Source organism: Bradyrhizobium sp. Kon58 (assembly GCF_055807455.1).
This window is the reverse complement of record NZ_JBVVOT010000036.1, coordinates 39,605-62,411: the sequence shown is the minus strand read 5'-3', so window position 1 is coordinate 62,411 and position 22,807 is coordinate 39,605. Positions and strand designations below refer to the sequence as shown.

Sequence of the window (22,807 nt, the reverse complement as noted above, 5' to 3'; positions counted from 1 at the left end):
GCACGCTTCGCTTTGCCCACCCTACGGCAGCGCGACTAACGGCCTACGCCGCATCCACCTTCAACACCCCACGCCGGATCTGGTCCTCCTCGATCGATTCGAACAGCGCCTTGAAATTACCCTCGCCGAAACCGTCGTCGCCCTTGCGCTGGATGAACTCGAAGAAGATGGGGCCGATCGCGTTGGCCGAGAATATCTGCAGCAGCACCTTGGTCTGGCCGCCCTCGACGACACCCTCGCCGTCGATCAGGATGCCGTTTTTCTGCAGGCGCGCGAGGTCCTCGCCATGCTTCGGCAACCGCGCGTCGATCCGCTCAAAATAGGTGTTTGGCGGCGCCGGCATGAAGGGCAGGCCGGCTTCGCGCAAGTCCTCGATGGTGCGGTAGATGTCGCGACAGCCGCAGGCGATGTGCTGGATGCCTTCACCGCGATAGATATTGAGATATTCCTCGATCTGTCCGGAATCGCCGGCGTCCTCGTTGATCGGAATCCGGATCTTGCCGTCGGGGCTCGTCAGTGCCCGCGAGAACAGGCCTGAGGCGCGGCCCTCGATGTCGAAGAAGCGGATCTGGCGGAAATTGAAGAGCTTCTCGTAGAAGCCGGTCCACACGTCCATGCGGCCGCGATGGACGTTGTGGGTGAGGTGATCGAGATAGAACAGGCCGGCGCCGGCGGGACGCGGATCGCGCGCGCCGAGCCATTCGAACTCGCTGTCATAGGGCGAACCCTTGGCGCCGTAGCGATCGGCGAAATAGAGCAGGCTGCCGCCGATGCCCTTGATCGCGGGGACGTCGAGCGTCTTCTGCGCGGATGACACATCCGCAGCTTCGGCACCGAGCGATATCGCGCGGTCATAGGCCTTCCTCGCATCGACGACGCGAAACGCCATCGACGGCGCACAGGGGCCGTGCGCGGCGACGAAATCGTGACCGTGGGTGCCGGGCTCCTCGTTGACGAGATAGTTGATATCGCCCTGGCGGTAGACCGTGATGGACTTGGTCTTGTGGCGCGCGACGGGCGCATAACCCATCAGCTTGAACAGGGCGTGCAGCTGTTCCGGATCGGGATGCGCATATTCGACGAACTCGAACCCGTCGGTGCCCATCGGATTGTCGGCACTGATCGTGGCCGGCGGTGCATCGTGCGGAAACGGACCCATGGCGCTCTCCCAAATTGCTGCTGGGAGGAACTATCCTTCATGGCGCCTGCAATGAGCGTGCAAATGGGATGTCATTTGGTTATCTTGCGCACGATCTGTGCATAAAACCGGACAATTGCGCATGACTTTGGTGGATGCCTTCGACCTCAAGATCCTGGGCGCGCTTCAGGACGACGGCCGCCTCACCAACCAGGAACTGGCCGATCTCGCGGGGCTGTCTGCCTCGCAATGCTCGCGTCGGCGGATGCGGCTGGAGGAGGAGAAGGTGATCGCGGGCTATCACGCCGATCTCTCCAGCGAGGCGCTGGGCTTCGGCGTGGTCGCCTTCATCCAGGTGACGCTGGCGACCCACTCACCGGACAATTCGAAACGCTTCCGAACACTGGTCAATCGAATCGACGAGATCCAGGAGGCCTATTCGCTCACGGGCGACGCCGACTATGTGCTGAAAGCCGTGCTGCGCGACCTGAAGGGTCTCTCCAATCTCGTCAACGACGTGCTGATGCCGCACCAGAGCGTGGCGCATGTGCGCTCATCGATCGTGCTCGACCGGCTGAAGGAAAGCACGCGTCTGCCGCTGAAAGAAATCAAACCCGGCTGAAATCGAGGGAAATCCGGCATTCGCGCTGCGCGCGCGATCTGAGATGATCCCGGCCAAACTGCGGAGACTGAGCATGGCCCTCCAGCTTCGACCGAACTGCGAATATTGCGACCGCGACCTGCCCCCGAACGCAACCGATGCGCGGATCTGCTCCTATGAATGCACGTTCTGTGCGGAATGCGTGGAGACGAAACTCTCCAACGTCTGCCCGAATTGCGGCGGCGGTTTTGCGCCGCGCCCGATCAGGCCAACGCAGGAATGGCGACCGGGCGTGTGCACGACCAACCAGGCGCCGTCGGACAAGCGGGTACATCTGAAGTACAGCCTGGAGGACGTCGCGGCGCATTGCGCTCGGGTCAAAGACGTAGCGCCGGAGAGGCGATGAACTCTCTCCACGTCATTGCGAGGAGCCCTTGCGACGAAGCAATCCAGACTGCCGCTGCGGAAAGACTCTGGATTGCTTCGCTACGCTCGCAATGACGGAGAATGTGGATAGAGCGTCGCATCACTCCCAGCAATCACTCCGCTGCCAGAATCGTCCCTTCGACCTCACCAAAACCGACGCGATAGCCCTCGCCCTGACACCAGCCGCGCATGACGAGGCTGTCGCCGTCTTCCAGGAACGTGCGCTTCACGCCGCCGGGCAATTCGACCGGCTCGGTGCCGTTCCAGCTGATCTCCAACAGGCTGCCGCGCTGGTTCTTCTCCGGGCCGGAAATGGTGCCGCTGCCGAGGAGGTCGCCGACATTCATGGCGCAGCCGGAGGAGGCGTGGTGCATCAGCTGCTGCACCGAGGACCAGTACATGTACTTGAAATTGGTGCGGCTGATACCGGCCGGCGCGTTGGCTCCGGCGGCACGCAAGGAGACGTCGAGCTCGAGCTCGTAGTTCTGCGGCTTGGCCTGCTTGAGATAATCGAGCGGCACCGGCTCCTGCTCCGGCCCGCTCAGGCGAAACGGCTCCAGCGCCTCGCGCGTCACCACCCACGGGCTGATCGAGGTCGCGAATGCTTTTGCCAGGAACGGGCCGAGCGGCACATATTCCCATTGCTGGATGTCGCGCGCGCTCCAGTCGTTGAGCAGCACGAAGCCGAAGATCATCTCCTCGGCCTGTTGCTCCGTGAGCATCCCGCCCATCGGCGAAGGCTGGCCGATCACGACGCCCATCTCCAGTTCGAAATCGAGCCGCTTGCATGGTCCGAAGCTCGGCGCCTCCACATTGGGCGGCTTCAGCTGCCCGCAAGGGCGCTTCACCTTGGTGCCGGAGACCACGACGGTCGACGCACGGCCGTTATATGCGATCGGCATGTGCAGCCAGTTCGGCTGCAGCGCGTTGTCCTTGCCACGGAACATCACGCCGACATTGGTGGCGTGCTCCTTGGACGAATAGAAATCGGTGTAGCCGGAGACTGCGAATGGCAGATGCAGTTTCGCATCGCGCATCGGCACCAGAGCCTGCTTGCGCAGCTCCTCGTTGTCGCGCAGTTCTGGATGATCGTGGCGCAGCAGCTCGCTGATCCGCGCCCGCGTCTTCGTCCAGACCTTTGGCCCCAGCGCCATGAAAGCATTGAGCGACGGCGTCGAGAACACACCGAGCGGGCCGACGTCGAGCCGCGAATCCTGCTCGAGCTCCCACAGATCGAGCACATAATTGCCGATCGCCACGCCGACGCGCGGCGTCGGATTGGCCGAGGTCGAGAACACGCCGTAAGGCAGGTTCTGGATCGGAAAGTCGGGGGCGGGATCGACGTCGATGAAGGAGCGGAGGCTGGGGTCGTTCGGGTGGGTTGTCACTTTTTCGCTCGGTTCCTTTTTTCCTTCTCCCCTTGCGGGAGAAGGTGGCGCGAAGCGCCGGATGAGGGGTTGTATCTGCGTGTCCGAATGAGAGAGGTTCAGTCGCGGAGACAGACCCCTCACCCGTCTCGCCGCTGCGCGGCGATCCACCCTCTCCCGCAAGGGGAGAGGGGAAGAACGTCACGGTTTGCTCGGATCGAACCGCTTTTCCAGGCCCTTCCAACAATCCGCGTAGTCGTCCTGCAACGTCGCGGAATTCGCGGCGTGCGCGGTGACGCGCTGCGCGTAGCGGGTCTCGAACATGAAGGCCATGGTGCCGGTCAGCTTGACCGGCTTCAGCTCGCCGTTGCTGGCGTGCTCGAAGGCATCGCGATCGGGGCCGTGCGGCAGCATGCAATTGTGAAGGCTCATGCCGCCCGGCACGAAACCTTGCGGCTTGGCGTCGTAGACGCCGTAGATCAGCCCCATGAACTCGCTCATGATGTTCATGTGATACCAAGGCGGGCGGAAGGTGTTGTCGGCGACCATCCAACGCTCGGGGAAGATCACGAAATCGATATTCGCCGTGCCCGCGGTCTCCGACGGCGAGGTCAGCACGGTGAAGATCGAGGGATCGGGATGATCGAAGCCGATCGCGCCGACCGGCGAGAAGCTACGCAGATCATATTTGTACGGCGCGTAATTACCGTGCCAGGCGACGACGTCGATCGGCGAGTGGGGCAACTGCGTCTTGAACAGCGATCCGCCCCATTTCACGAACAACTCGGTCGGCGTGTCCTTGTCCTCGTAGTGCGCGACCGGTGTCAGGAAGTCGCGGGCATTGGCGAGACAGTTGGCGCCGATCGGCCCGCGCTCCGGCAGCGTGAAGGCGCCGCCGTAGTTTTCGCAGAGATAGCCGCGCGCGGGTCCGTTCGCAATCTCCACCCGGAACTTGACGCCACGCGGGATCACCACGATCTCGCCGGGCTCGGCGTCGATGCGGCCGAACTCGGTGACGATGCGAAGATTGCCCTGCTGCAGCACGAACATCAGCTCGCCGTCGGCATTGTAGAAGTGCTGGTCCACCATCGACTTGGTGATGAGATAAACATGCGCGGCCATGCCGGCCTGGGTGTTGACGTCACCCGCGGTGGTCATGGTCTGCACGCCCTGAAGGAACGTCATGTCCTCCTTCGGGATCGGCGCCGGGTCCCAACGCAATTGCGCGATCGGCAGATCGTTTTCATGGCACGGTGCCGAGCGCCACAAGCCGCCGTCGGCCTTCTCGAAGCGACCCGAATGTTTCACTGACGGGCGAATACGATAGAGCCAGGAGCGCTCGTTGCTGCCGCGCGGCGCAGTGAAGGGCGAGCCGGAAAGCTGCTCGGCATAGAGGCCGTAGGCACAGCGCTGCGGCGAGTTACGCCCGATCGGCAGCGCGCCGGGCAGCGCTTCGGTTTCAAAACTGTTGCCGAAGCCGGACATGTAGCCCGGCGTGACCTGGGCCGTGCTGCGAATGATCTGATCGGGCGAGGTATTGATGTTCATCATGATCCTCCTCCTTGCAGGGCCGCCCACATCTCCTGGTCGCGCTTGTCGGTCCAGATCACGGGATCGTCGATTCCCGACGCCTCGTCGAAGGCACGCGACACGTTGAACGGCAGACAGTGCTCGTAGATGGCGAAGCTCGAAAATTTCGGATCCATGACCTCGCGCGTCGCTGCCATCGATTGCTTCAGCGTGCGGCCCTTGGCGACCGAGATTTCAGCGGCGCCATAGAGCGAGGTGACGAAGTCGCGCGTCATCGCAATGGCTTCGCGCACGGTGGCGACACCCTTCAACGCATCCCCGCGGCCCGGCGCGATCGCCTTGGGATTGAAGTTGCGGATCTCGTTCAGCGTCAGCGGCCATTCGCGCAAATGCGCGTCGCCGCAATAGCAGGCCGAGTGGTATTCGATCAGGTCACCGGAGAACATCACCTCGGCATCGGGCACCCAGGCGACGATGTCGCCGGAGGTGTGGCCGGCGCCAAGCTGCATCAGGCGCACCTCGCGCTTGCCGAGATAGATCGACATCTCGCCTTCGAAGGTCAGAGTCGGCCAGGTCAGGCCGGGAATGCTCGATGCGTCCTGAAACAGGCGCGGAAAGCGGCCATATTCGGAATCCCAATCCTGCTGGCCACGCTCCTCGATCAGACGATAGGTCTCCTGCGAGGCGACGATGCCCTGCGCCTTGTAGGCGGATGCACCGAGCACGCGCACGGCGTGATAATGCGACAGCACGACATATTTGATCGGCTTGTCGGTGACGGTACGGACGCGCTCGATCACCTTATTGGCCATCGCCGGCGTTGACTGCGCGTCAAACACCAGGCAGCCGTCGTCGCCGACGATGATCGCGGTGTTCGGATCGCCCTCCGCCGTGAAGGCGTAGAGATCGGTGCCGATCTCGGAGAAGGTGATCTTCTTCTCGGAAAGATCGCCGGTGGATGCGAAGTTCTTCGCCATCAATTCATCCTTCAAGACTTTGGGGCTATTGTTGTTGCTGTTGTTGCTGCTGCTGGCCGTCGATCATGCGCCGCTTGGCGAGCAGGATCGCCTCCCGCAGCACGTCGATATCGCCGATATGGTTGGCAAGGATCAGCACCAGCGCCGCGTCGAAGTCCGCGCTTTGCTCGTCGGTGAAGCCACGATGCGCCTCCACGATGGCGCGAAAGGCGTCGTCGGGCCGCGCGAAGTTGGAGCTGGTGGAGAGCGGCATGCGAATCCTCAATTCAATTCAAGCCCTGCGCGCGTGACAGCGCTGCCGCGACGCCAGCGCGCGTGGGGTGGCGGAAGCGCGCCGCGACATAGCCGTCCGGCCTGAGTAAGTAGGCTGAGCCGGGCTCCGCGTCATAGCGCTTTGCGGTGAGCCCCGCCGGATCTGCGAGCCCGTCCTCACCGCCGATGCAGATGTCCTTCACACCAACAGGCGCCTCGATCGCCGCGCCATTGCTGAACGACAGCAAGGTGAAGTCCGTTCCACCCTTGCGGAACGCATCCGTCAAATAGGCTTGCTCGCCCGCGCGGGTCGTAACGGGAGCATCGAGCATCGAGCAACCCGGGAGCGGGCCAGCGCTCCACGCATCCGCATCGGGCGACGACAGCGGCGAGTCATAGCTGCACGGCACCGAGAGCCGTCCGCCATTGACCATGCGCTTGCCGAACTCCGTCTCCTTGGCCAGCGACAGCACCGCCTTGCGTAGCCGCGCTTCCTGATGCGAGTTCGGCGCCATGAAGTCGGTCGAGCGGGTGGATTCACGGATGTTCTCGTCGGCCGCCAGGCTGCGCTCGACATGATAACTCTCGAGCAGGCTCGCGGGTGATGCGCCGCGCAGCACGCGGTCGAGCTTCCAGGACAGGTTTTCGGCGTCCTCGAGTCCCGAATTGGCGCCGCGCGCGCCGAACGGCGAGACCTGGTGCGCGGAATCGCCAGCAAAAATCACGCGGCCATGGACGAAGCGATCCATCCGCCGGCACTGGAATTTGTAGAGCGAGATCCACTCGAACTCGAACTTGTCGTGGCCGAGCATGCGCGCAATCCGCGGCCGCACGTTCTCGGGCTTCTTCTCGACGATGGGGTCGGCATAGCGATTGAGCTGAAGGTCGATGCGCCAGACATCGTCAGGCTGTCGGTGCAACAGCGCCGAACGTCCCGCATGAAACGGCGGATCGAACCAGAACCAGCGCTCGGTCGGGAATTCCGCGGTCATCTTGACGTCAGCGATCAGGAACTGGTCCTCGAACACCTGTCCCGCGAAGTCGGCGCCCACCATCTGCCGCAGCGAGGAGCGCGCGCCGTCGCAGGCGACGACATATTGCGCGTGCAGGCGATAGGCGCCCTCCGGCGTCTCGATCGTCAGCGCGACGGAATCGTTGCGGCTCTCCAGCGCCGTCACCTTGTTGCGCCAGCGCAGATTGATCTCGGGCAGATCACCGATGCGGTCGACCAGATAGGCTTCGGCGTAGTACTGCTGGAGGTTGATGAAGGCCGGCCGCTTGTGACCGTCGTCCGGCAGCAGATTGAACTGGTAGAGCTGCTGCTCGCCGTGGAAGATGCGGCCGACGCTCCAGACCACGCCCTTGTCGACCATGCGGTCGCCGACGCCGAGCCGGTCCCAATATTCCAGCGACCGTTTCGAGAAGCAGATCGCGCGGGAGCCCTCGCCAATGCGGTCGGCATCATCCAGAAGGACGACGCGCTGGCCGCGCTGGGCAAGGTCGATCGCCAGCGACAGCCCGACCGGGCCCGCTCCGACGACCACCACGGGATGCTCGGCCGCGCTCGGGCCGGGACGATCCTGATCGGGGTGGCGGCGATAGCCGAACTGGGTTTTGGCCTGATGCGTATCGGCCTTCGCCATGCGCTAACCTCGGCTCTGGTCAGGAGAGGCCTGATCTGCTAGATAGTCTCACGTGCAACTATTTTGGACCGGAGCCGGCCGGCCGTCAACTGGAATTCGGAGCGCTCTCCTTGGCGAGGACATCCAGCGACATCGCGCTGAAGACACGCGAGGCCGATGAGGCTTCAGCGCGGCCAAAAACACGGCTGGACCTGTTCAGGTTCGTGCCGTTCCGCCTCAACCGGCTCGCGGCGGAGGTCAGCGCCGCGCTTTCGGTCGAATATCAAGAACGTCACGGCCTCGACATCCCGGCCTGGCGCGTGATCGCGACGCTCGGCTTCCGCAACGATGCCTGCAGCGCGCAGTACGTCGCGCAATGCACCCGCACGCACAAATCCACCATCAGCCGCGCGGTGACCATGTTGCTGCAACAAGGTTTGATCGAGCGCGTCGAGAACGAAGCCGACCGCCGCGAATTCCGCCTGCGACTGACAAGGAAAGGCCGCACGCTCTACGAGGAGCTGTTTCCGCAATTGCTGCGAAGGGAAGACGAGATCCTCGCCTGCCTCTCCGCGCAGGAACGCAAACAGCTGTCGACGCTGCTCGGCAAGATCGAACAGAGCCTCGATTTGATCCAGACCAGCGAAGAGGCCGACGCCAAGCAGGCGTATTGATCACTTTGCAAACGATCGCGACGGCGGCAAATGCAGCGCCCAGACATCGCCCTCGTCGCCGGCGCGCGGATAGATCTCGGTCACGATCGGATCGTGGCCGGGAATGAACCGGTCGGGATGGCCGGCGAGACGCTCGATCGTCTCCCAGCCGGCCGCCATGTCGCCGACGTTGTAGACGATCGGGAAAGGGCTCCTGCGCTGGAGATTGGCGTAATAATGCGCGGCATCGGACGCCAGCACCACGGGGCCGCGCGCGGTCTCGACCCTCACCACCTGCAAGCCGTCGGAATGGCCGCCGACACGGTGCACGGTGACGCCGGGCGCGACCTCGCCGTCGCCGGAATAGAAATTGACGCGCTCGCCATAGACATGGCGGACCATCTGGGTGACGTGCTCGACCGAGAACGGATGTCGCAGCAGTCCGTTGCACATGCAGCGCCCCGTCGCGTAGGCCATCTCGCGCTCCTGGATATGGAAGCGCGCGTTCGGGAAGCGGTCGAGATTGCCGGCGTGGTCGTAATGCAGATGCGTCACGATGATGTCGCGAATGCTCGACGCCGCGACACCAAAGCGCTCCAGCGCGTCGACCGGGTTGAGCGTCAGCTTGCGGGCCCGCGCGGACGCTTCCTCGGCATTGAAGCCGGTATCGACCAGGATGTCGCGGCCGTTGCCGCGGATCAGCCAGACGAAATAGTCGAGATCCTGCGCCGCGCTGTCATGCGGGTCGGGCGCGAGGAAGTTCATTTGGGGCGTGCGAGGCGACATCGTCGCATAGCGCAGTGCGTAGATTTCGTAGGCGTTTCCCATGATTTTGATCTTGCTCTTTTGTGGATGCACCTTGAGGGGCGATCGACCGCACCAAGCCATCGTCCACCGCAAAGGTCAAACACCTGAGGTTGCGAAGGAGGCCCGTCCGCAATGTGAGACCAATCACATTGTTGTCGCCATGGCTGCCCTAATGTGCAGCCGCAATGACAACCAGAATGCATCGCGTGCAATCGTGACCGCCCGTTTATTCCCCCCGCAACATGCCCATGCGTCGCGGTCAATTGTCGCGATAGCGCCGAATCCGCAAGCGGTTGACGCCCTCCTTCCCCGGTTTGATAATGCACATTGCGTAAGTTAAGGTCGCCGCGGCGCAAGCTGGAAACGGCGCCTTTTTGGCTGGATCGCGCTAATTATGAAAATTCGCTTGTTTTTCGTTCTGTCCTTGCTCGTGTCGCTCATCCCGACCGCTCCGTCACTTGCGGCCGGCGATCGCTTTGCGCTGGTCATCGGCAACGCCAAATACCCGGACGCCGACGCGCCCCTGAAGGAACCGCTCAACGACGCGCGCGACGTCGCCGACGAGCTCAAGCGCGACGGCTTTTCCGTCGAGACCGGTGAGAACCTGACCGGTGACGGCATGCGCCGCGCCTTCGACAAGCTTTACGGCAAGATCAAGCCGGGGTCGGTGGCACTGGTGTTCTTCAGCGGCTTCGGCATCCAGTCCGCGCGGCAGAGCTATTTGCTGCCGATCGATGCGCAGATCTGGACCGAATCCGACGTGCGGCGCGACGGCATCAGCCTCGAAACCGTGCTCGGCGAGCTCAACACCCGCGGCGCCGGCGTCAAGATCGCGCTGGTCGACGCCTCCAGGCGCAATCCGTTCGAGCGCCGGTTCCGCAGCTTCTCGGCCGGCCTGACCCCCGTCATCGCGCCGAACGGCACGCTGGTGATGTATTCGGCGGCGCTGGCCTCGGTGGTCTCGGACGCCGGCGGCGAGCACAGCCTGTTCGTCCAGGAACTCCTCAAGGAAATCCGCGTCCCCGACCTGATGGCCGAGGAGACGCTGAACCGCACCAAGATGGGCGTCACCCGTGCCTCCCGGGGCGAGCAGGTGCCGTGGATCTCCTCGTCGCTGGCCGAGGATTTCTCGTTCATTCCAGGGGCCGGCGGGTCGCGCCCAACAACGGCTCCGCCTCCCGCGCCGCCGCCGGTCGTCGCCAACAACCCGCCGCCGGCCCCGCCCGCGCCACCGCCACCTGTGCTGCCGAAACCGGCCGACACAGTGGCCGCGCCCGCTCCGTCACCGAAGCCGCAGGTCGAGGCTGCCTTGCCACCGGCACCGCCGCCGCCACCACCGCCTGTGCTACCGGCCGATCCCGTCACCGCTCCGAGCATGGAAAGCGGGCCGAGTGCCGCCGTCCTGGCCGAGGACCCCACCATCAAGGGGCTGACCGCCAAGATCGCGGCCAATCCGGATGACGTGAACGCGCTTTACCGGCGCGGTCAGGTCTATGCCAGCAAGGGCGCCTACAGCCTGGCCATCAAGGATTTTGACGAGACGCTCCGGATCAACCCGAAGGACGTCGAGGCGCTGAACAACCGCTGCTGGACCCGCACCGTCGTCGGCGACCTCCAGGGCGCGCTGAAGGATTGCAACGAGGCCCTGCGGCTGCGGCCGAACTTCGTCGACGCGCTGGACAGCCGGGGGCTCGTCAATCTGAAATCGGGAGCGGTGAAGAACGCCATCGCCGATTTCGAGGCCGCCCTGAGGATCAATCCGCGCCTGACCTCCTCGCTGTTCGGACGCGGGATCGCCAAGCAGCGCAACGGCTCGGCGCAGGAAGGTGCGCTCGACATCGCCAATGCCAAGGCGATGGACCCGAACATTGTTCAGGAATTCGCAAGCTACGGAGTGCGTTGATATTTTTTTGAATCGGGGCCGATGTGCCTCGAACCCGCGACGGCCCGGCGAAGACTAATTGAACGGATGCCGCCGCCCGCCTTTTCGGGGCGGCTTACTGCAGGATTTTCGAACCGCGCCAGCTGGCTGCGCAGGAGGGACTGGCTATGAGATTGGCTGCAAAGGGACTTACCGCAATCCTGTCCATCATCACCGTCGGCGCCGCGCTGTCGCTGACGATCCCGCTGGCATTCGCCGGCGACGACGGCAACAGCAAGAACGTCACCGAGGACGAGATCGTCCGCGCGCTGGCGCCGCCGCCGAAAAAGCCCCTGACGCGCGGCCTCTCGATCGCTCCGCAGGCCGATCCCGCACCGAGTGCGGCTGAGTCCAAGCTGATCCAGTCCGTGCGCGGCCGCTCGACGCGCTCGCTTTCGTCGGTCGAGCGTGAAGAAATCGCGTCGGCGGCCAAGGACAAGCCGAACATCGATCTGGAAATCACGTTCGACTACAACTCGGCCAATATCAGCGCAAAATCGCTTGCCTCGGTCCAGGCGCTCGGCCGCGCGCTGACCAGCCCCGACCTGAAGGGCTCGACCTTCGTGGTCGCCGGCCACACGGACGCCGCCGGCGGCGAGAGCTACAACCAGGATCTGTCGGAGCGCCGCGCGGATTCGATCAAGCGCTATTTGGTCGACAAATACAGCATCTCCGCGACCGACCTCGTCACGGTCGGCTACGGCAAGAGCAAGCTGAAGGACCCGGCCCAGCCGATGGCCGAGGTCAATCGTCGCGTGCAGGTCGTCAACATGGAAAACAAGACCACCGCATCGAAGTGAGCACGACGTAATCCTTTGAAGTGACAAGTCGTGATGTGGTGTAAAGTCTCGCTTCCAGCGCGCGTCCCGCAGCCTTGCGGGACGCTGCTTCATTTCAGGGAAACGCTCTCCATGGGCCGCGCGCGGATGGCCGTGAGCCAGGCCAGGACGATCCGGCGATGAACCTCTCCCAATATCTCAAGCCGGCCGGAACAGTGGTCTTCGTCGTCGCACTCGGCGTCGGCTATTATCTGTTCGAGCACCGGCATCGCGCCGAGCCTAAGGAAACGCCGAGCGAGGCGCTGGTCATCGTGACCAAGTCGACCAATGCCTGCTTCTCCGACCTGGTCCGGGTGACCGGCTTCTTCGTGCCGCGCCGCGAAGCCGTGGTCGTCGCCGACCAGGAGGGATCCAGGGTCACCGACCTCTTCGTCACCGAGGGCACCCTCGTTACCGACAATCAGGAGCTGGCGCGTCTGACCGCACCGCCCCAGATCCCGGGCCAGCCGCCGCGGCCCGGCCCGCAAGGACCGGTTTCGCTGAAAGCCTCTGCTCCCGGCCTCGTCACCGAGGTCCGCACCATCGTCGGCGCGCCGGCCTCGCCGCAGGCCGGCCCGATGTTCCGTATCGCCGTCAACAACGAGATCGAGCTGGATGCGCAGGTGCCCGCGGTGCACATGGCCAAGCTCAGCTCCGGCGCGACCGTTCGCATCAGCCGCGACGACGCGCCCGATCTGATCGGCCGGGTCAGGCTGGTCGCGCCCGAAATCGATCGCGCCACCCAGCTCGGCCGCGTGCGCATCAGCGTCACCAACAATCCCTCGCTGAAAGTCGGCGTGTTCGCCCGCGCCTCGATCGACGCCAAGCGAAGCTGCGGCGTCGCGGTTCCAAAGACCGCGATCGACCATCTCACCGTGCAGGTCGTCAAGGGCAACATTGTCGAGACGCGCAAGGTACGGGTCGGGCTGTCGTCGGACAGCGCGACGGAAATCCTGGAAGGCCTCAACGTCGGCGAGATCGTCGTCGCCGACGCCGGCTCTTCGCTGCATGACGGCGACCAGATCAAGACCATGTTCGCCGATGAACTCGATCGCACGCGGGTACGCTGATGGCTCTCAATATCTCGGCATGGTCGATTCGCAATCCGCTGCCGTCGGTCGTATTTTCCATCATCCTCCTGATCCTCGGCTGGGTGTCGTTCACCAAGCTCGCAGTGACGCGGCTACCCTCGGCCGACATTCCCGTGATTTCGGTCGCGGTATCGCAGTTCGGCGCGGCCCCCGCCGAGCTCGAATCCCAGGTCACCAAGACGGTTGAAGACGCCGTCTCCGGTGTCGAAGGCGTCAGGCACATCACCTCGCAGATCACCGACGGCCTGTCGGTGACGACCATCCAGTTCGCCCTGGAAACCAACACCGACCGCGCGCTCAACGACGTCAAGGACGCGGTGACGCGCGTGCGCTCCAACCTGCCGCAGAACGTCACCGAGCCGCTGATCCAGCGCGTCGACGTCATCGGCCTGCCGATCGTCACCTACGCCGCGATCTCGCCCGGCAAGACGCCGGAGCAGCTCTCCTATTTCGTCGACGACGTGGTCAAGCGCGCGCTACAGGGCGTGCGCGGCGTTGCCCAGGTCGAGCGCATCGGCGGTGTCGAGCGCGAGATCCTGGTCTCGCTCGATCCCGACCGCCTGCAGTCGATGGGGCTGACGGCCGTCAATGTCAGCCAGAGCCTGCGCGGCACCAATGTCGACGTCGCCGGCGGCCGCGCCGAGATCGGCAAGAACGACCAGGCGATCCGCACCCTCGCCGGCGCCAAGACGCTGAGCGACCTCGCCGGCACCATGATTCCGCTGTTCGGCGGCGGCGAGGTCCGGCTCGACGATCTCGGCACCGTGACCGACACCATCGCCGACCGCCGCACCTTCGCCCGCTTCAACGGCGAGCCGATCGTCGCGCTCGGCATCAAGCGCTCAAAGGGTGCCAGCGACGTGAAGGTCGCCGAGGCCGTGCAGAAGCGCATCGACACGCTCAAGGCCACCTATCCCGACGTCGACCTGAAGGTGATCGACACCTCGGTCGAATATACCAATGGCAATTACCACGCGGCGATCTCGACCCTGTTCGAAGGCGCCATCCTCGCCGTCGTCATCGTGCTGTTGTTCCTGCGCGACCTGCGCGCCACCATCATCGCCGCGATCTCGCTGCCGCTGTCGATCTTCCCGGCATTCTGGGCGATGGACCTGCTCGGCTTCTCGCTCAACCTCGTCAGCTTCCTCGCCATCACGCTGTCGACGGGTATTCTGGTCGACGACGCCATCGTCGAGATCGAGAACATCGTCAGGCACATGAACATGGGCAAATCGCCCTATCGTGCCGCCCTGGAAGCCGCCGACGAGATCGGCCTCGCGGTGATCGCGATCTCGCTGACGATCATCGCGATCTTCGCACCCGCGAGCTTCATGTCGGGCATCGCCGGACAGTTCTTCAAGCAGTTCGGCATCACCGTCTCGGTGCAGGTGTTCTTCTCGCTGCTCGCGGCGCGCTTCGTCACGCCGGTGCTCGCCGCCTACTTCCTCAAACATGGCAATCACCAAGAGCCGCCGCCCGGCCGCGTGCTGCGGTCCTATCACAGGCTCGTGGCTTGGTCGGTGAAGCACTATTTCATCACGGTGCTGGCCGGCTTCGGCGTCTTCGCCGCCTCGATCTGGAGCATCACGCTGCTGCCGCAGGGTTTCCTGCCGGCGCAGGACAGCTCACGCTCGCTGGTTGCCCTCGAGTTGCCGCCGGGCACCCAGCTCGCCTACACCGAAAAAGTCACCGAGGACATCGTGGCGCGCCTGCGCAAGCGGCCCGAGGTGAAGAGCATCTTCGTCGACGGCGGCCGCGTTCCACCAGGGACCCAGGAAGTCCGGCGCGCCGCCTTGATCATCAACTACACGCCGAAGGACAGCCGCGACATCACCCAGCGCGAGCTCGAGTTCTCGATCAGCCAGGAGCTGGAGAACATTCCAGACATCCGCTTCTGGTTCCTCGACGAGAACGGCCTGCGCGCAATCTCGCTGGTCGTGACCGGCGCAGACGCCAACATCGTCAACAACGTCGCCAGCGAACTCGCGACGCAGATGAAGCGGATTCCCACCATCTCCAACGTGATCTCGGAGACCACGCTGGAGCGGCCCGAGCTGCGCGTCGAACCGCGCGCCGATCTCGCCGCACGGCTCGGCGTCTCGACCGAAAGCCTGTCGCAGACCATCCGCGTCGCCACCATCGGCGACGTCGGCCCCGCGCTCGCCAAGTTCGACGTCGGCGACCGTCTGGTGCCGATCCGCGTGCAGCTCGAGGATGCCGCGCGCGGCAATCTGAAGACGCTCGAACAGTTGCGCGTGCCGCTCGGCGAGCACGGCGAGAAGGGCGGCGTGCCGCTCTCCGTTATCGCCGACGTCAAGCTCGACCAGGGTCCGACCAGCATCAACCGTTACGATCGCGAGCGACAGGCGACCGTCGCGGCCGATCTCGTCGGCTCCGCCGCGCTCGGCGACGCCACCAAGAAGATCTACGACCTGCCGGTCATGAAGAGCCGGCCGAAGGGCGTGAAGGTCTCCCCCTCGGGCGATGCCGAAAGCCTGAACGAACTGTCCGAAGGTTTTGCCACCGCGATCACGGCGGGCCTGATGATGGTCTACGCCGTGCTGGTGCTGCTGTTCGGCACCTTCCTGCAGCCGATCACCATCCTGTTCTCGCTGCCGCTCTCGATCGGCGGCGCGATCGCGGCCCTGCTGATCACCGGCAAGCAGCTCACGACACCAGTGTGGATCGGCATCCTGATGCTGATGGGCATCGTCACCAAGAACGCGATCATGCTGGTGGAATTCGCCATCGAGTCCATTCACGCCGGCACGCCGCGCGAAGAAGCCATGATCGACGCGGGCATGAAACGCGCACGCCCGATCGTGATGACCACGATCGCGATGGCCGCGGGCATGATGCCAAGCGCGCTCGCGGTCGGCGCCGGCGGCGAGTTCCGCTCGCCGATGGCGCTCGCGGTGATCGGCGGCCTGATCTTCTCGACCATCCTGTCGCTGGTGTTCGTGCCCGCGATGTTCATGGTGATGGACGATCTCGGCGCCCTGATCTGGCGCTTCGCCAAGCGGCTGGTCGTGCACAGCGAAGATGCGGAGGGCGCCGGTCATCACGGAGCTGCGCCGGCCGAAGCGATGCCGGGACCGAAGAACATCGTGCACCCTGCAGCGGAGTAGGTTCCGGGCGAGCCGGCTGAGGGCGCACTGGCGAAGGTCGTCGGCAGGCGCTATGTTGCTCTGATGGCTTTGGCACGTATCACGATCGACCCAACGGTTTGCACCGGCAAGCCCTGCATTCGCGGGTTGCGGTTTCCGGTCGCACGGTTACTCGGCCTGCTGGCAGCCGGTGAAACTCGCGAATCCGTTTTGAACGACTACCCCTATCTCGAACGCGAAGATATCGATGAGGCATTGCGCTACGCGGCCTTCCTCGCAGAGGACGAAGCCGTCGAGCTGCACCCCGCCGTCGCGGCGAAGTGAAATTCCTCGTCGATATGCCGCTCTCGCCAGTGTTGTCGCACTGGCTGACAGAGAGGGGGCATGATGCCGTCCACGCCTCTGAGATAGGCCTTCATGCCGCGAGCGATGTCGAGATCATCGATCGCGCCAGGAGGGAGGTGCGCACGGTCGTCACGGCAGACCTCGACTATCCTCGCCTCATTGCAACCGCGGGCAACGATAGCCCCAGCCTCATTCTGTTCCGAGGCGGCGACTGGACAGAGGCGGGCGTCCGAACACGACTGGCAGAGGTTTTATCCGCCCTGACCGACGATGAGATACAGGGCAGCATCATTACCATCGACCGGGATCGCGTCCGCCGGCGCAGACTCCCGATCACTTAACTCCTACTCGTTGCGCGCGATCGCCGTCAGCTTGGTCATGTTCCGCAGCAGGATGCGGCCGCGCTGGAGATCGAGGATCGCTTCCTTGCGCCAGGCCTGAAGCTGGCGGTTGACACTCTCGCGGGCGGCGCCGACGAAGACGCCGAGTTGCTCCTGCGAGATGTGCACCTCCGAGCCGAAATCGGCGGCGAGCGCGCAGAGGCGCCGCGCGAGGCGAACCGGCAGCGGCTGGAGCATCGACTCTTCCATGCGCTCGCTCTGCCAGCGGATGCGCTGGCACAGCAGCGCGATGATCTTGATCCCGACCTTCGGCTCGCGTTCGAGGAAAGCGAGAAAGTCTTCGCGCCGCAGCACGAACAGCTCGCTGGCTTCGCCCGCGGTCGCGTCCGCAGTGCGGCTCTGGCCGTCCAGCACCGCAACCTCGCCGAACAGGTCGCCCGGCCCCATGAAGTTCAGCGTGAGGCGGCTGCCGTCGGAGGCGCCGGTCTCGATACGGACCTGCCCTCGCCGCACGCCGAACAGCGCATCGCCCGCGTCGCCCTTCTGGAACAGCACCTCGCCATTCCCCAGATGCTGGGTGTGGCAGAGATTCGCCAGCCGCTGGAGTTCGTCTGCGCCGAGATCGGCGAACATCGCATTCATCTTGAGGATGACCGCAAATTCGGCCTGCTTGCTCATTTCAATGTCCTTGTGAATTTCGTTGGCAAATCGCTTGGAACCATCAACATCAGGATCGCGTAAAACCGCGCCGGGGAAGTGTGCCATAAGTCACATAACTTTGCAGCACCCCCAGACTATTTTTACGTGCTTGGAGCCGCTTCCCGTCCCGGGATAAACTCAGGCGCAAAGGACGGGTGGAAATGACGGTCATGTGCCGGATTCGACGCCGATCGCTCGCCGCTGGAAAATCGACATGAGAGCCGTGAAATTCGCCGGCGCGGCGGTGGCCGCGATCGTCATCGTGATCGCACTCCTGCTGGTGGTCGGGATCCCCTCGGGCTTCCTGACGTCGACGATTGCCTCGCGGGTCGAGAGCGCGACCGGCTATCGCCTGTCGATCGACGGCACCATCAGAATCAGTTTGTGGCCGACGCTGAACGTGACGCTGAACGACCTCACGCTTGCCGACCCCAAGGACCGCAGCGGCATCACCCGCCTGGCCATCGACAGCGTGCAGGCCGACATGTCGCTCGCGAGCGTCTGGTCGGGCCGGCCGAAGATCAGCGAGCTCGTCGTCACCCATCCCGTGCTCTACCAGCCGCTGCTGCGTGAGCGCCTGCCGAATGCCGGCGGCACGTCGAAGCCGGTCGCGCTCGATACCGACGGCGCCGCCATCGAACGCATCAAGGTCACCGATGGCGAGATCGCATTCGCGCGGGTGCGCGATCGCGTCGAGAGCCGCATCAGCGCCATCAATGCCGATGCGATCGTCGGCCGCGACCGCAAGATCAGCATCACCGGCACCGCACGGGTCGGCGAGCATCCGACCAAGTTCGACATCAAGGCGACCACGCCGGCGCCGCCGGCCGACCGGCCGACCATTCCGGTGGATTTCGCCATCGACATGCCGGACGTGCTGAAGTCCCGGCTCGCGGGCCATGCCGAGATGCGGCTGAGCGGCGATGTCGTGATGATCAACGGCGTAAGCGGCACGCTCGGCGATGGCGCGTTCAACGGCTGGGCCTCGGTCGATATCGCGAGCAAGCCTCTGGTCAAGGTCGATCTCGACTTCCAGCGGCTCGCGATCCCGCTGGCGAAATCGCCGGAAGGCGCGTCCGGGCAACCCTGGAGCGATGCGCCGATCGACGTGTCCGGGCTCAACTATGTCGATGCGCAAATCAGGATCTCCGCGCATGAGGCGGTGATCGGCGAGGCACGCCTCGCGCCGCTGGCGGTCGATGCAAAACTCGCCGGCGGCGTGCTGAAGGCCGGCACCGCCAATCTCGGCGCCTATGGCGGCCAAGTCTCGGGCGAATTGATCCTGGATGCGACCAGCGGCGCGCCGAGCTTTGCCATGCATTCCGACCTCGCCGGCGTGCGCGCGCTGCCGCTGCTGCAGGGCCTCGCCGAATTCGACCGGATCGACGGCAAGCTGCAGGCCAAGCTCGCGCTGCGCAGCGCCGGCACCAGCCAGCGCGCGCTGATGGCGAACATGCAAGGGACGGCCTTCGTCAATTTCCAGGACGGCGCCATTCGCGGCATCAACGTCGCGCAGATGATCCGCTCGCTGACCTCGGGCACGTTGTCCGGCTGGCAGGCAAACCAGGACAACGGTCGGGAGCAGAGCACGGATTTGTCGCAGCTCTCGGCGTCGTTCCGGATCGACAAGGGCCAGGCGGTGACCACCGATCTCAACCTGACCGGACCGCTGGTCCGCGTCACCGGCGCCGGCACGATCGCACTCGACACCAAGATGATGGGCTTTCGCGTCGAGCCGAAGCTGGTGATGACGACCGAAGGCCAGGGCCGCGCCGCCGAGCCGGTCGGCTTCGGCATCCCCGTGATGATCCAGGGCACCTGGTCGCAGCCGCGAATCTATCCCGACATGGCCGGCATGCTGGACAATCCGGACGCCGCCTATGCCAAGCTGCGCGAGATGGGCAAGGGGTTGTTCGGCGCTGATGGGGCCGGGCTCGGCAATATTCTGGGAAGCCTTGGCCTCGGGGGAGCCAGCGCGCCGGGTGGCGGCAATGCGACCGGCAATGCCAATCCGCAAACCCAGCAGCCCGGACAGAACAATTTGCTCGGCGGCCCCCTGGGCGAGGCGCTCGGCAATCTGATCCAGCAGGGACTTTCCGGTGGCGCGGGAAACGGCACTGGGACTGCCACCGGCACAGGCACTGCCACCGGCCGCAGCCGCAGCCTGCCTGCAGCGCCATCCACACTGATGCCGCAAGCTTCGCCGGCGTCCCCCGGCCTGGAGGACCCGCCGGCGGCGCAGCAGGACAGCCAACCGATGAACGACGTGCTGCGGCAGCTCTTTAATCGATGATTGCAGGACCAAAGCGCTGGACTCCCAGCCCTCCCTTGCCAAGGCTACCCCCTTACATCGGCTGGCCCGGCGGCGGCTTCCCCCAAACGGATGAGACTGCGACAATTCACCATGCTTCCGCCTGCCCCGACGCCCACATCGGGTAACCACACCGGCCGGTCAGGCGGCCCCGACCAGTCCCTTCACAGTCCGTTGGACCAAATTGTGCTAGAAGGCTCGCAGGGTCCGTGCGGCCCGTAGCGCCGGCGCCGATGGCGGCGCGAGAGGATCGGGATGGCAGGAGCGAACGACAAGACACGGTTTCTGCGCGAAGGTCTGTTCGCCAAATACGTCGTCTCTCTCGTCGGCCTCGTCGTGTTCGTGCTCGCCGTCAACGGCGCGATGGAGAGCTGGATCTCCTACCGCGCCACCAAAACACAGCTGACCGACGGTCTCGAGGACAAGGCGCAGGCCGCCGCGCGGCGGATCGAGCAGTCGATCTCCGAGCTCGAGCGCCAGATCAGCTGGGTGACGACGGCCAGCCGCGACACGCTCGAGAAGCGTCGCGCCGACTACGCCCAGCTCTTGCAGCAGGTCTCGGTCGTCACTCAGCTGTTCCAGCTCAACGGCGACGGCCGCGAGGTGCTGCGCGTCTCGCGCCAGTCGACCACGACCGGCAGCAACGCCGACCTCTCCCGCGACATGCGCTTCACCGACACCGTCGCCCGCGGCGTCAGCTACGCGCCGGCCTGGTTCTCCGACCGAACGCCGTTCATGTCGATCTCGGTGGCGCATTCCGGTTTCAACGCCGGCGTCACCGTGGCCGAGCTCGATCTCAGCTTTCTCTCCGAGTACCTCTCCGACGCCCAGGTCGGCAAAGCCGCCTTCGCCTATGTCGTCGATCCGCGCGGCCGCGTGCTGGCGACGTCGTCGAAGGGCCCCGAGATCGGCAAGGATTTGTCGAAGCTGCCGCAGGTCGCGGCTGCGGTCGCACCGGGCCACGCGCCCGACAGTTCGGGCACCGACTTCAACGGCCATGCGGTGATGAGCGCGGCGAGCACCGTGCCGAAGCTCGGCTGGAGCGTGATGTTCGAGCAGCCGACCACGCAGGCCTTGATGCCGATCCGCGACCAGCTGGTGCGCATTGCGCTTTTGATCGGCATGGGCCTGCTGGTCGCGATCCTCGCCGGCACGCTTCTGGCGCGCCGCATGATCATTCCGATCACGGCGCTACGCGACGGCGCGCACAAGCTCGGCGAGGGTGATTTCAGCCATCGCATCGAGGTGCACACCGCCGACGAGCTGGAAGATCTCGCCGGCCAGTTCAACCGCATGGCCAGCCAGATCCAGGAGACCTATTCGGACCTGGAGACCAAGGTCGAGGAGCGCACCCGCGATCTCGCGCAATCGATCAACGAGCTCAAGGTGCTGGAAGAGGTCGGCCGCGCGGTCGCCGCCTCGCTCGATCTCAACGCCGTGCTGCCGACGATCGCCGCGCGCGCGATCGAGATCACCCATGCCGACGCCGTGCTGATCTACGGCTATGACGCCGAGGTGCGCCGCTTCAATCTGGTCGAGGCCAACGGCATCGACAAATCCGCCGACGGCGCCCATGTCACGATCGACGAAGGACAAGATATCCTGAGCGATGCGGCCGGGAGCGGCGAGCCGATCGCGATCGCCGATCTCGAACAGGCCTCCGAGCAGCCGCTGCGCGATGTCGCGATCGCGGCCGGCTTCCATTCGGTGCTGGTGGTGCCGCTGGTGGACCAGCAGGGCACGCTCGGCTCGCTGGTGGTGCTGCGCCGCGCCAGCGGCGAGTTCGCCGCCAGCATCATCGGCCTGATGCGCACCTTTGCGAACCAGGCCGTGCTGGCGATGCGCAATGCGCGGCTGTTCACCGAGGTCGACCACAAGGGCCGCGAGCTCGCGGCGGCCCACGAAACCGTGCAGCAGCAGGCCGCCAAGCTCCAGGAGCAGACCGAGCAGCTGCGCAACTGGAATCGCTCGCTGGAAGAGCGGGTCGAGAAACAACTCGGCGAGATCGGCCGCATCAAGCGGCTCGAGCGTTTCCTCGCCCCGCAGGTCGCGCAGCTGATCGCCTCGTCCGATGGCCACGACGCGCTGCTCGACAGCCACCGCCGCGAGGTCACCGTCGTGTTCTGCGATTTGCGCGGCTTCACCTCGTTCACGGAGGCGACCGAGCCGGAAGAGGCGATGAACGTGCTGCGCGAATATCACGCCGCGCTCGGCGAGCTGATCCACCGCTATGAAGGCACGCTCGACCGCTTTGCCGGGGACGGCGTGATGATCCTGTTCAACGCGCCGATTCAATTTGCCGACCACACCAAGCGCGCGGTGAAGATGGCCGTCGAGATGCGCGATGTGATTGGCCAATTGACCGAGAAGTGGAAGAACCGCGGCCACTCGCTCGGCTTCGGTGTCGGCGTCGCCATGGGCTACGCCACGCTCGGCCAGATCGGCTTCGAGCAGCGGCTCGAATATGCCGCGATCGGCAGCGTCACCAATCTCTCCTCCCGCCTCTGCGACGAAGCCAAGGCCGGCCAGGTCGTCGTCAGCCGCCGCGTCTACGGCATGGTCGAGCCCTGGGTCGAAGCCCGCGCGCTCGACGATCTCGTGCTCAAGGGTTTCAACCACCCCGTGCTCGCGATGGAGATCCTGTCGTGGCGCGAGGAGGTGGACAATGTGGTGGATGCCGCGGCGGCAAGGCGGCGCGGGTAGCCCAAACAAAAACTGCGAAAACAACCCCATGCACAGTAGCCGGGGCCTGCAAAATCAATGGGTTACGCGGGTACGGAATTGGCTGGAGGCGGTTTGAC

The 22,807-nt window shown here is 64.7% G+C and carries 19 protein-coding genes; 11 read left to right on the top strand and 8 right to left on the bottom strand.

The features are described 5' to 3' along the window. Positions 1-43: 43 nt before the first annotated feature. Positions 44-1,159: a 4-hydroxyphenylpyruvate dioxygenase gene (hppD, locus tag AC0L20_RS34960; RefSeq protein WP_473294981.1), complete on the bottom strand. Its 1,116-nt coding sequence runs from the start codon at positions 1,157-1,159 to the stop codon at positions 44-46. A 121-nt stretch (positions 1,160-1,280) separates the two neighbouring features. Here hppD and AC0L20_RS34955 point away from each other — a divergent pair, with 121 nt between their 5' ends. Together AC0L20_RS34955 and AC0L20_RS34950 are read left to right on the top strand one after the other, a co-directional pair. Then, a complete protein-coding gene (locus AC0L20_RS34955; protein ID WP_473294980.1) occupies positions 1,281-1,760 on the top strand; it encodes an Lrp/AsnC family transcriptional regulator in 480 nt (159 codons plus the stop codon). Between the two features lie 73 nt (positions 1,761-1,833). Next, entirely contained in the window at positions 1,834-2,145 is a 312-nt protein-coding gene (locus tag AC0L20_RS34950) for a DUF1272 domain-containing protein (protein WP_473294979.1), read from the top strand. Between the two features lie 133 nt (positions 2,146-2,278). On the opposite strand, the gene fahA is transcribed toward AC0L20_RS34950, so the two are convergent. From fahA to AC0L20_RS34925, 5 genes are all read right to left on the bottom strand, one after another. After that, entirely contained in the window at positions 2,279-3,553 is a 1,275-nt protein-coding gene (gene fahA / locus AC0L20_RS34945; protein ID WP_473294978.1) for a fumarylacetoacetase, read from the bottom strand. A 180-nt stretch (positions 3,554-3,733) separates the two neighbouring features. Then, the gene (gene hmgA / locus AC0L20_RS34940; RefSeq protein WP_473294986.1) at positions 3,734-5,080 is read right to left on the bottom strand and encodes a homogentisate 1,2-dioxygenase; all 1,347 of its coding nucleotides are present in this window, start codon (positions 5,078-5,080) and stop codon (positions 3,734-3,736) included. Further along, positions 5,080-6,039, bottom strand: coding sequence for an MBL fold metallo-hydrolase (locus AC0L20_RS34935; protein ID WP_473294977.1), 960 nt, complete (start codon positions 6,037-6,039; stop codon positions 5,080-5,082). Before AC0L20_RS34935 ends, hmgA begins: the two co-directional genes overlap by 1 nt. A gap of 25 nt (positions 6,040-6,064) precedes the next feature. Continuing rightward, the gene (locus tag AC0L20_RS34930; RefSeq protein ID WP_247396352.1) at positions 6,065-6,292 is read right to left on the bottom strand and encodes a DUF2783 domain-containing protein; all 228 of its coding nucleotides are present in this window, start codon (positions 6,290-6,292) and stop codon (positions 6,065-6,067) included. A gap of 13 nt (positions 6,293-6,305) precedes the next feature. Beyond that, positions 6,306-7,934, bottom strand: coding sequence for an FAD-dependent oxidoreductase (locus tag AC0L20_RS34925; protein ID WP_473294976.1), 1,629 nt, complete (start codon positions 7,932-7,934; stop codon positions 6,306-6,308). 110 nt (positions 7,935-8,044) lie between these two features. On the opposite strand from AC0L20_RS34925, the gene AC0L20_RS34920 reads away from it, so the two are divergent. Further along, positions 8,045-8,587, top strand: a complete 543-nt coding sequence (locus AC0L20_RS34920; RefSeq protein ID WP_354210684.1) for a MarR family winged helix-turn-helix transcriptional regulator — start codon at positions 8,045-8,047, stop codon at positions 8,585-8,587. Here the strand turns inward: AC0L20_RS34920 and AC0L20_RS34915 are convergent, their stop codons facing one another. Beyond that, a complete protein-coding gene (locus AC0L20_RS34915; RefSeq protein WP_473294975.1) occupies positions 8,588-9,394 on the bottom strand; it encodes an N-acyl homoserine lactonase family protein in 807 nt (268 codons plus the stop codon). Positions 9,395-9,767: 373 nt separating this feature from the next. Between AC0L20_RS34915 and AC0L20_RS34910 the strand changes: the two genes are divergently transcribed. From AC0L20_RS34910 to AC0L20_RS34885, 6 genes are all read left to right on the top strand, one after another. Further along, positions 9,768-11,276 (top strand): caspase family protein, encoded by a 1,509-nt coding sequence (locus AC0L20_RS34910; protein ID WP_473294974.1) that lies wholly within the window; start codon positions 9,768-9,770, stop codon positions 11,274-11,276. A 146-nt stretch (positions 11,277-11,422) separates the two neighbouring features. Further along, entirely contained in the window at positions 11,423-12,094 is a 672-nt protein-coding gene (locus AC0L20_RS34905) for an OmpA family protein (protein WP_247363157.1), read from the top strand. Positions 12,095-12,252: 158 nt separating this feature from the next. Further along, positions 12,253-13,182 (top strand): efflux RND transporter periplasmic adaptor subunit, encoded by a 930-nt coding sequence (locus AC0L20_RS34900; RefSeq protein WP_456766715.1) that lies wholly within the window; start codon positions 12,253-12,255, stop codon positions 13,180-13,182. Then, positions 13,182-16,331, top strand: a complete 3,150-nt coding sequence (locus AC0L20_RS34895) for an efflux RND transporter permease subunit (protein ID WP_473294973.1) — start codon at positions 13,182-13,184, stop codon at positions 16,329-16,331. The genes AC0L20_RS34900 and AC0L20_RS34895 overlap by 1 nt, the downstream gene beginning before the upstream one ends. Positions 16,332-16,394: 63 nt before the next feature. Next, positions 16,395-16,634: a DUF433 domain-containing protein gene (locus tag AC0L20_RS34890; protein ID WP_456766717.1), complete on the top strand. Its 240-nt coding sequence runs from the start codon at positions 16,395-16,397 to the stop codon at positions 16,632-16,634. Further along, positions 16,631-16,996 (top strand): DUF5615 family PIN-like protein, encoded by a 366-nt coding sequence (locus AC0L20_RS34885; RefSeq protein WP_473294972.1) that lies wholly within the window; start codon positions 16,631-16,633, stop codon positions 16,994-16,996. Before AC0L20_RS34890 ends, AC0L20_RS34885 begins: the two co-directional genes overlap by 4 nt. A gap of 3 nt (positions 16,997-16,999) precedes the next feature. On the opposite strand, the gene AC0L20_RS34880 is transcribed toward AC0L20_RS34885, so the two are convergent. Further along, positions 17,000-17,674 carry a Crp/Fnr family transcriptional regulator gene (locus AC0L20_RS34880; RefSeq protein WP_007599026.1) on the bottom strand — a complete coding sequence of 225 codons (675 nt, stop codon included), beginning with the start codon at positions 17,672-17,674 and terminating at the stop codon, positions 17,000-17,002. Positions 17,675-17,909: 235 nt separating this feature from the next. Here AC0L20_RS34880 and AC0L20_RS34875 point away from each other — a divergent pair, with 235 nt between their 5' ends. Further along, positions 17,910-19,988 carry an AsmA family protein gene (locus AC0L20_RS34875; protein WP_473294971.1) on the top strand — a complete coding sequence of 693 codons (2,079 nt, stop codon included), beginning with the start codon at positions 17,910-17,912 and terminating at the stop codon, positions 19,986-19,988. 273 nt (positions 19,989-20,261) lie between these two features. Then, positions 20,262-22,709 carry an adenylate/guanylate cyclase domain-containing protein gene (locus AC0L20_RS34870; protein WP_473294970.1) on the top strand — a complete coding sequence of 816 codons (2,448 nt, stop codon included), beginning with the start codon at positions 20,262-20,264 and terminating at the stop codon, positions 22,707-22,709. Positions 22,710-22,807: the final 98 nt, after the last annotated feature.

Coding starts and splice junctions, on each gene's coding strand:
- AC0L20_RS34925 (WP_473294976.1), bottom strand. CDS start 7,934: ATGGCGAAGGCCGATACGCATCAGGCCAAAACCCAGTTCGGCTATCGC.
- AC0L20_RS34875 (WP_473294971.1), top strand. CDS start 17,910: ATGAGAGCCGTGAAATTCGCCGGCGCGGCGGTGGCCGCGATCGTCATC.
- AC0L20_RS34905 (WP_247363157.1), top strand. CDS start 11,423: ATGAGATTGGCTGCAAAGGGACTTACCGCAATCCTGTCCATCATCACC.
- AC0L20_RS34930 (WP_247396352.1), bottom strand. CDS start 6,292: ATGCCGCTCTCCACCAGCTCCAACTTCGCGCGGCCCGACGACGCCTTT.
- AC0L20_RS34935 (WP_473294977.1), bottom strand. CDS start 6,039: ATGGCGAAGAACTTCGCATCCACCGGCGATCTTTCCGAGAAGAAGATC.
- AC0L20_RS34955 (WP_473294980.1), top strand. CDS start 1,281: ATGACTTTGGTGGATGCCTTCGACCTCAAGATCCTGGGCGCGCTTCAG.
- AC0L20_RS34910 (WP_473294974.1), top strand. CDS start 9,768: ATGAAAATTCGCTTGTTTTTCGTTCTGTCCTTGCTCGTGTCGCTCATC.
- AC0L20_RS34950 (WP_473294979.1), top strand. CDS start 1,834: ATGGCCCTCCAGCTTCGACCGAACTGCGAATATTGCGACCGCGACCTG.
- AC0L20_RS34880 (WP_007599026.1), bottom strand. CDS start 17,674: ATGAGCAAGCAGGCCGAATTTGCGGTCATCCTCAAGATGAATGCGATG.
- hppD (WP_473294981.1), bottom strand. CDS start 1,159: ATGGGTCCGTTTCCGCACGATGCACCGCCGGCCACGATCAGTGCCGAC.
- AC0L20_RS34895 (WP_473294973.1), top strand. CDS start 13,182: ATGGCTCTCAATATCTCGGCATGGTCGATTCGCAATCCGCTGCCGTCG.
- hmgA (WP_473294986.1), bottom strand. CDS start 5,080: ATGAACATCAATACCTCGCCCGATCAGATCATTCGCAGCACGGCCCAG.
- AC0L20_RS34870 (WP_473294970.1), top strand. CDS start 20,262: ATGGCAGGAGCGAACGACAAGACACGGTTTCTGCGCGAAGGTCTGTTC.
- AC0L20_RS34915 (WP_473294975.1), bottom strand. CDS start 9,394: ATGGGAAACGCCTACGAAATCTACGCACTGCGCTATGCGACGATGTCG.
- AC0L20_RS34900 (WP_456766715.1), top strand. CDS start 12,253: ATGAACCTCTCCCAATATCTCAAGCCGGCCGGAACAGTGGTCTTCGTC.
- AC0L20_RS34890 (WP_456766717.1), top strand. CDS start 16,395: ATGGCTTTGGCACGTATCACGATCGACCCAACGGTTTGCACCGGCAAG.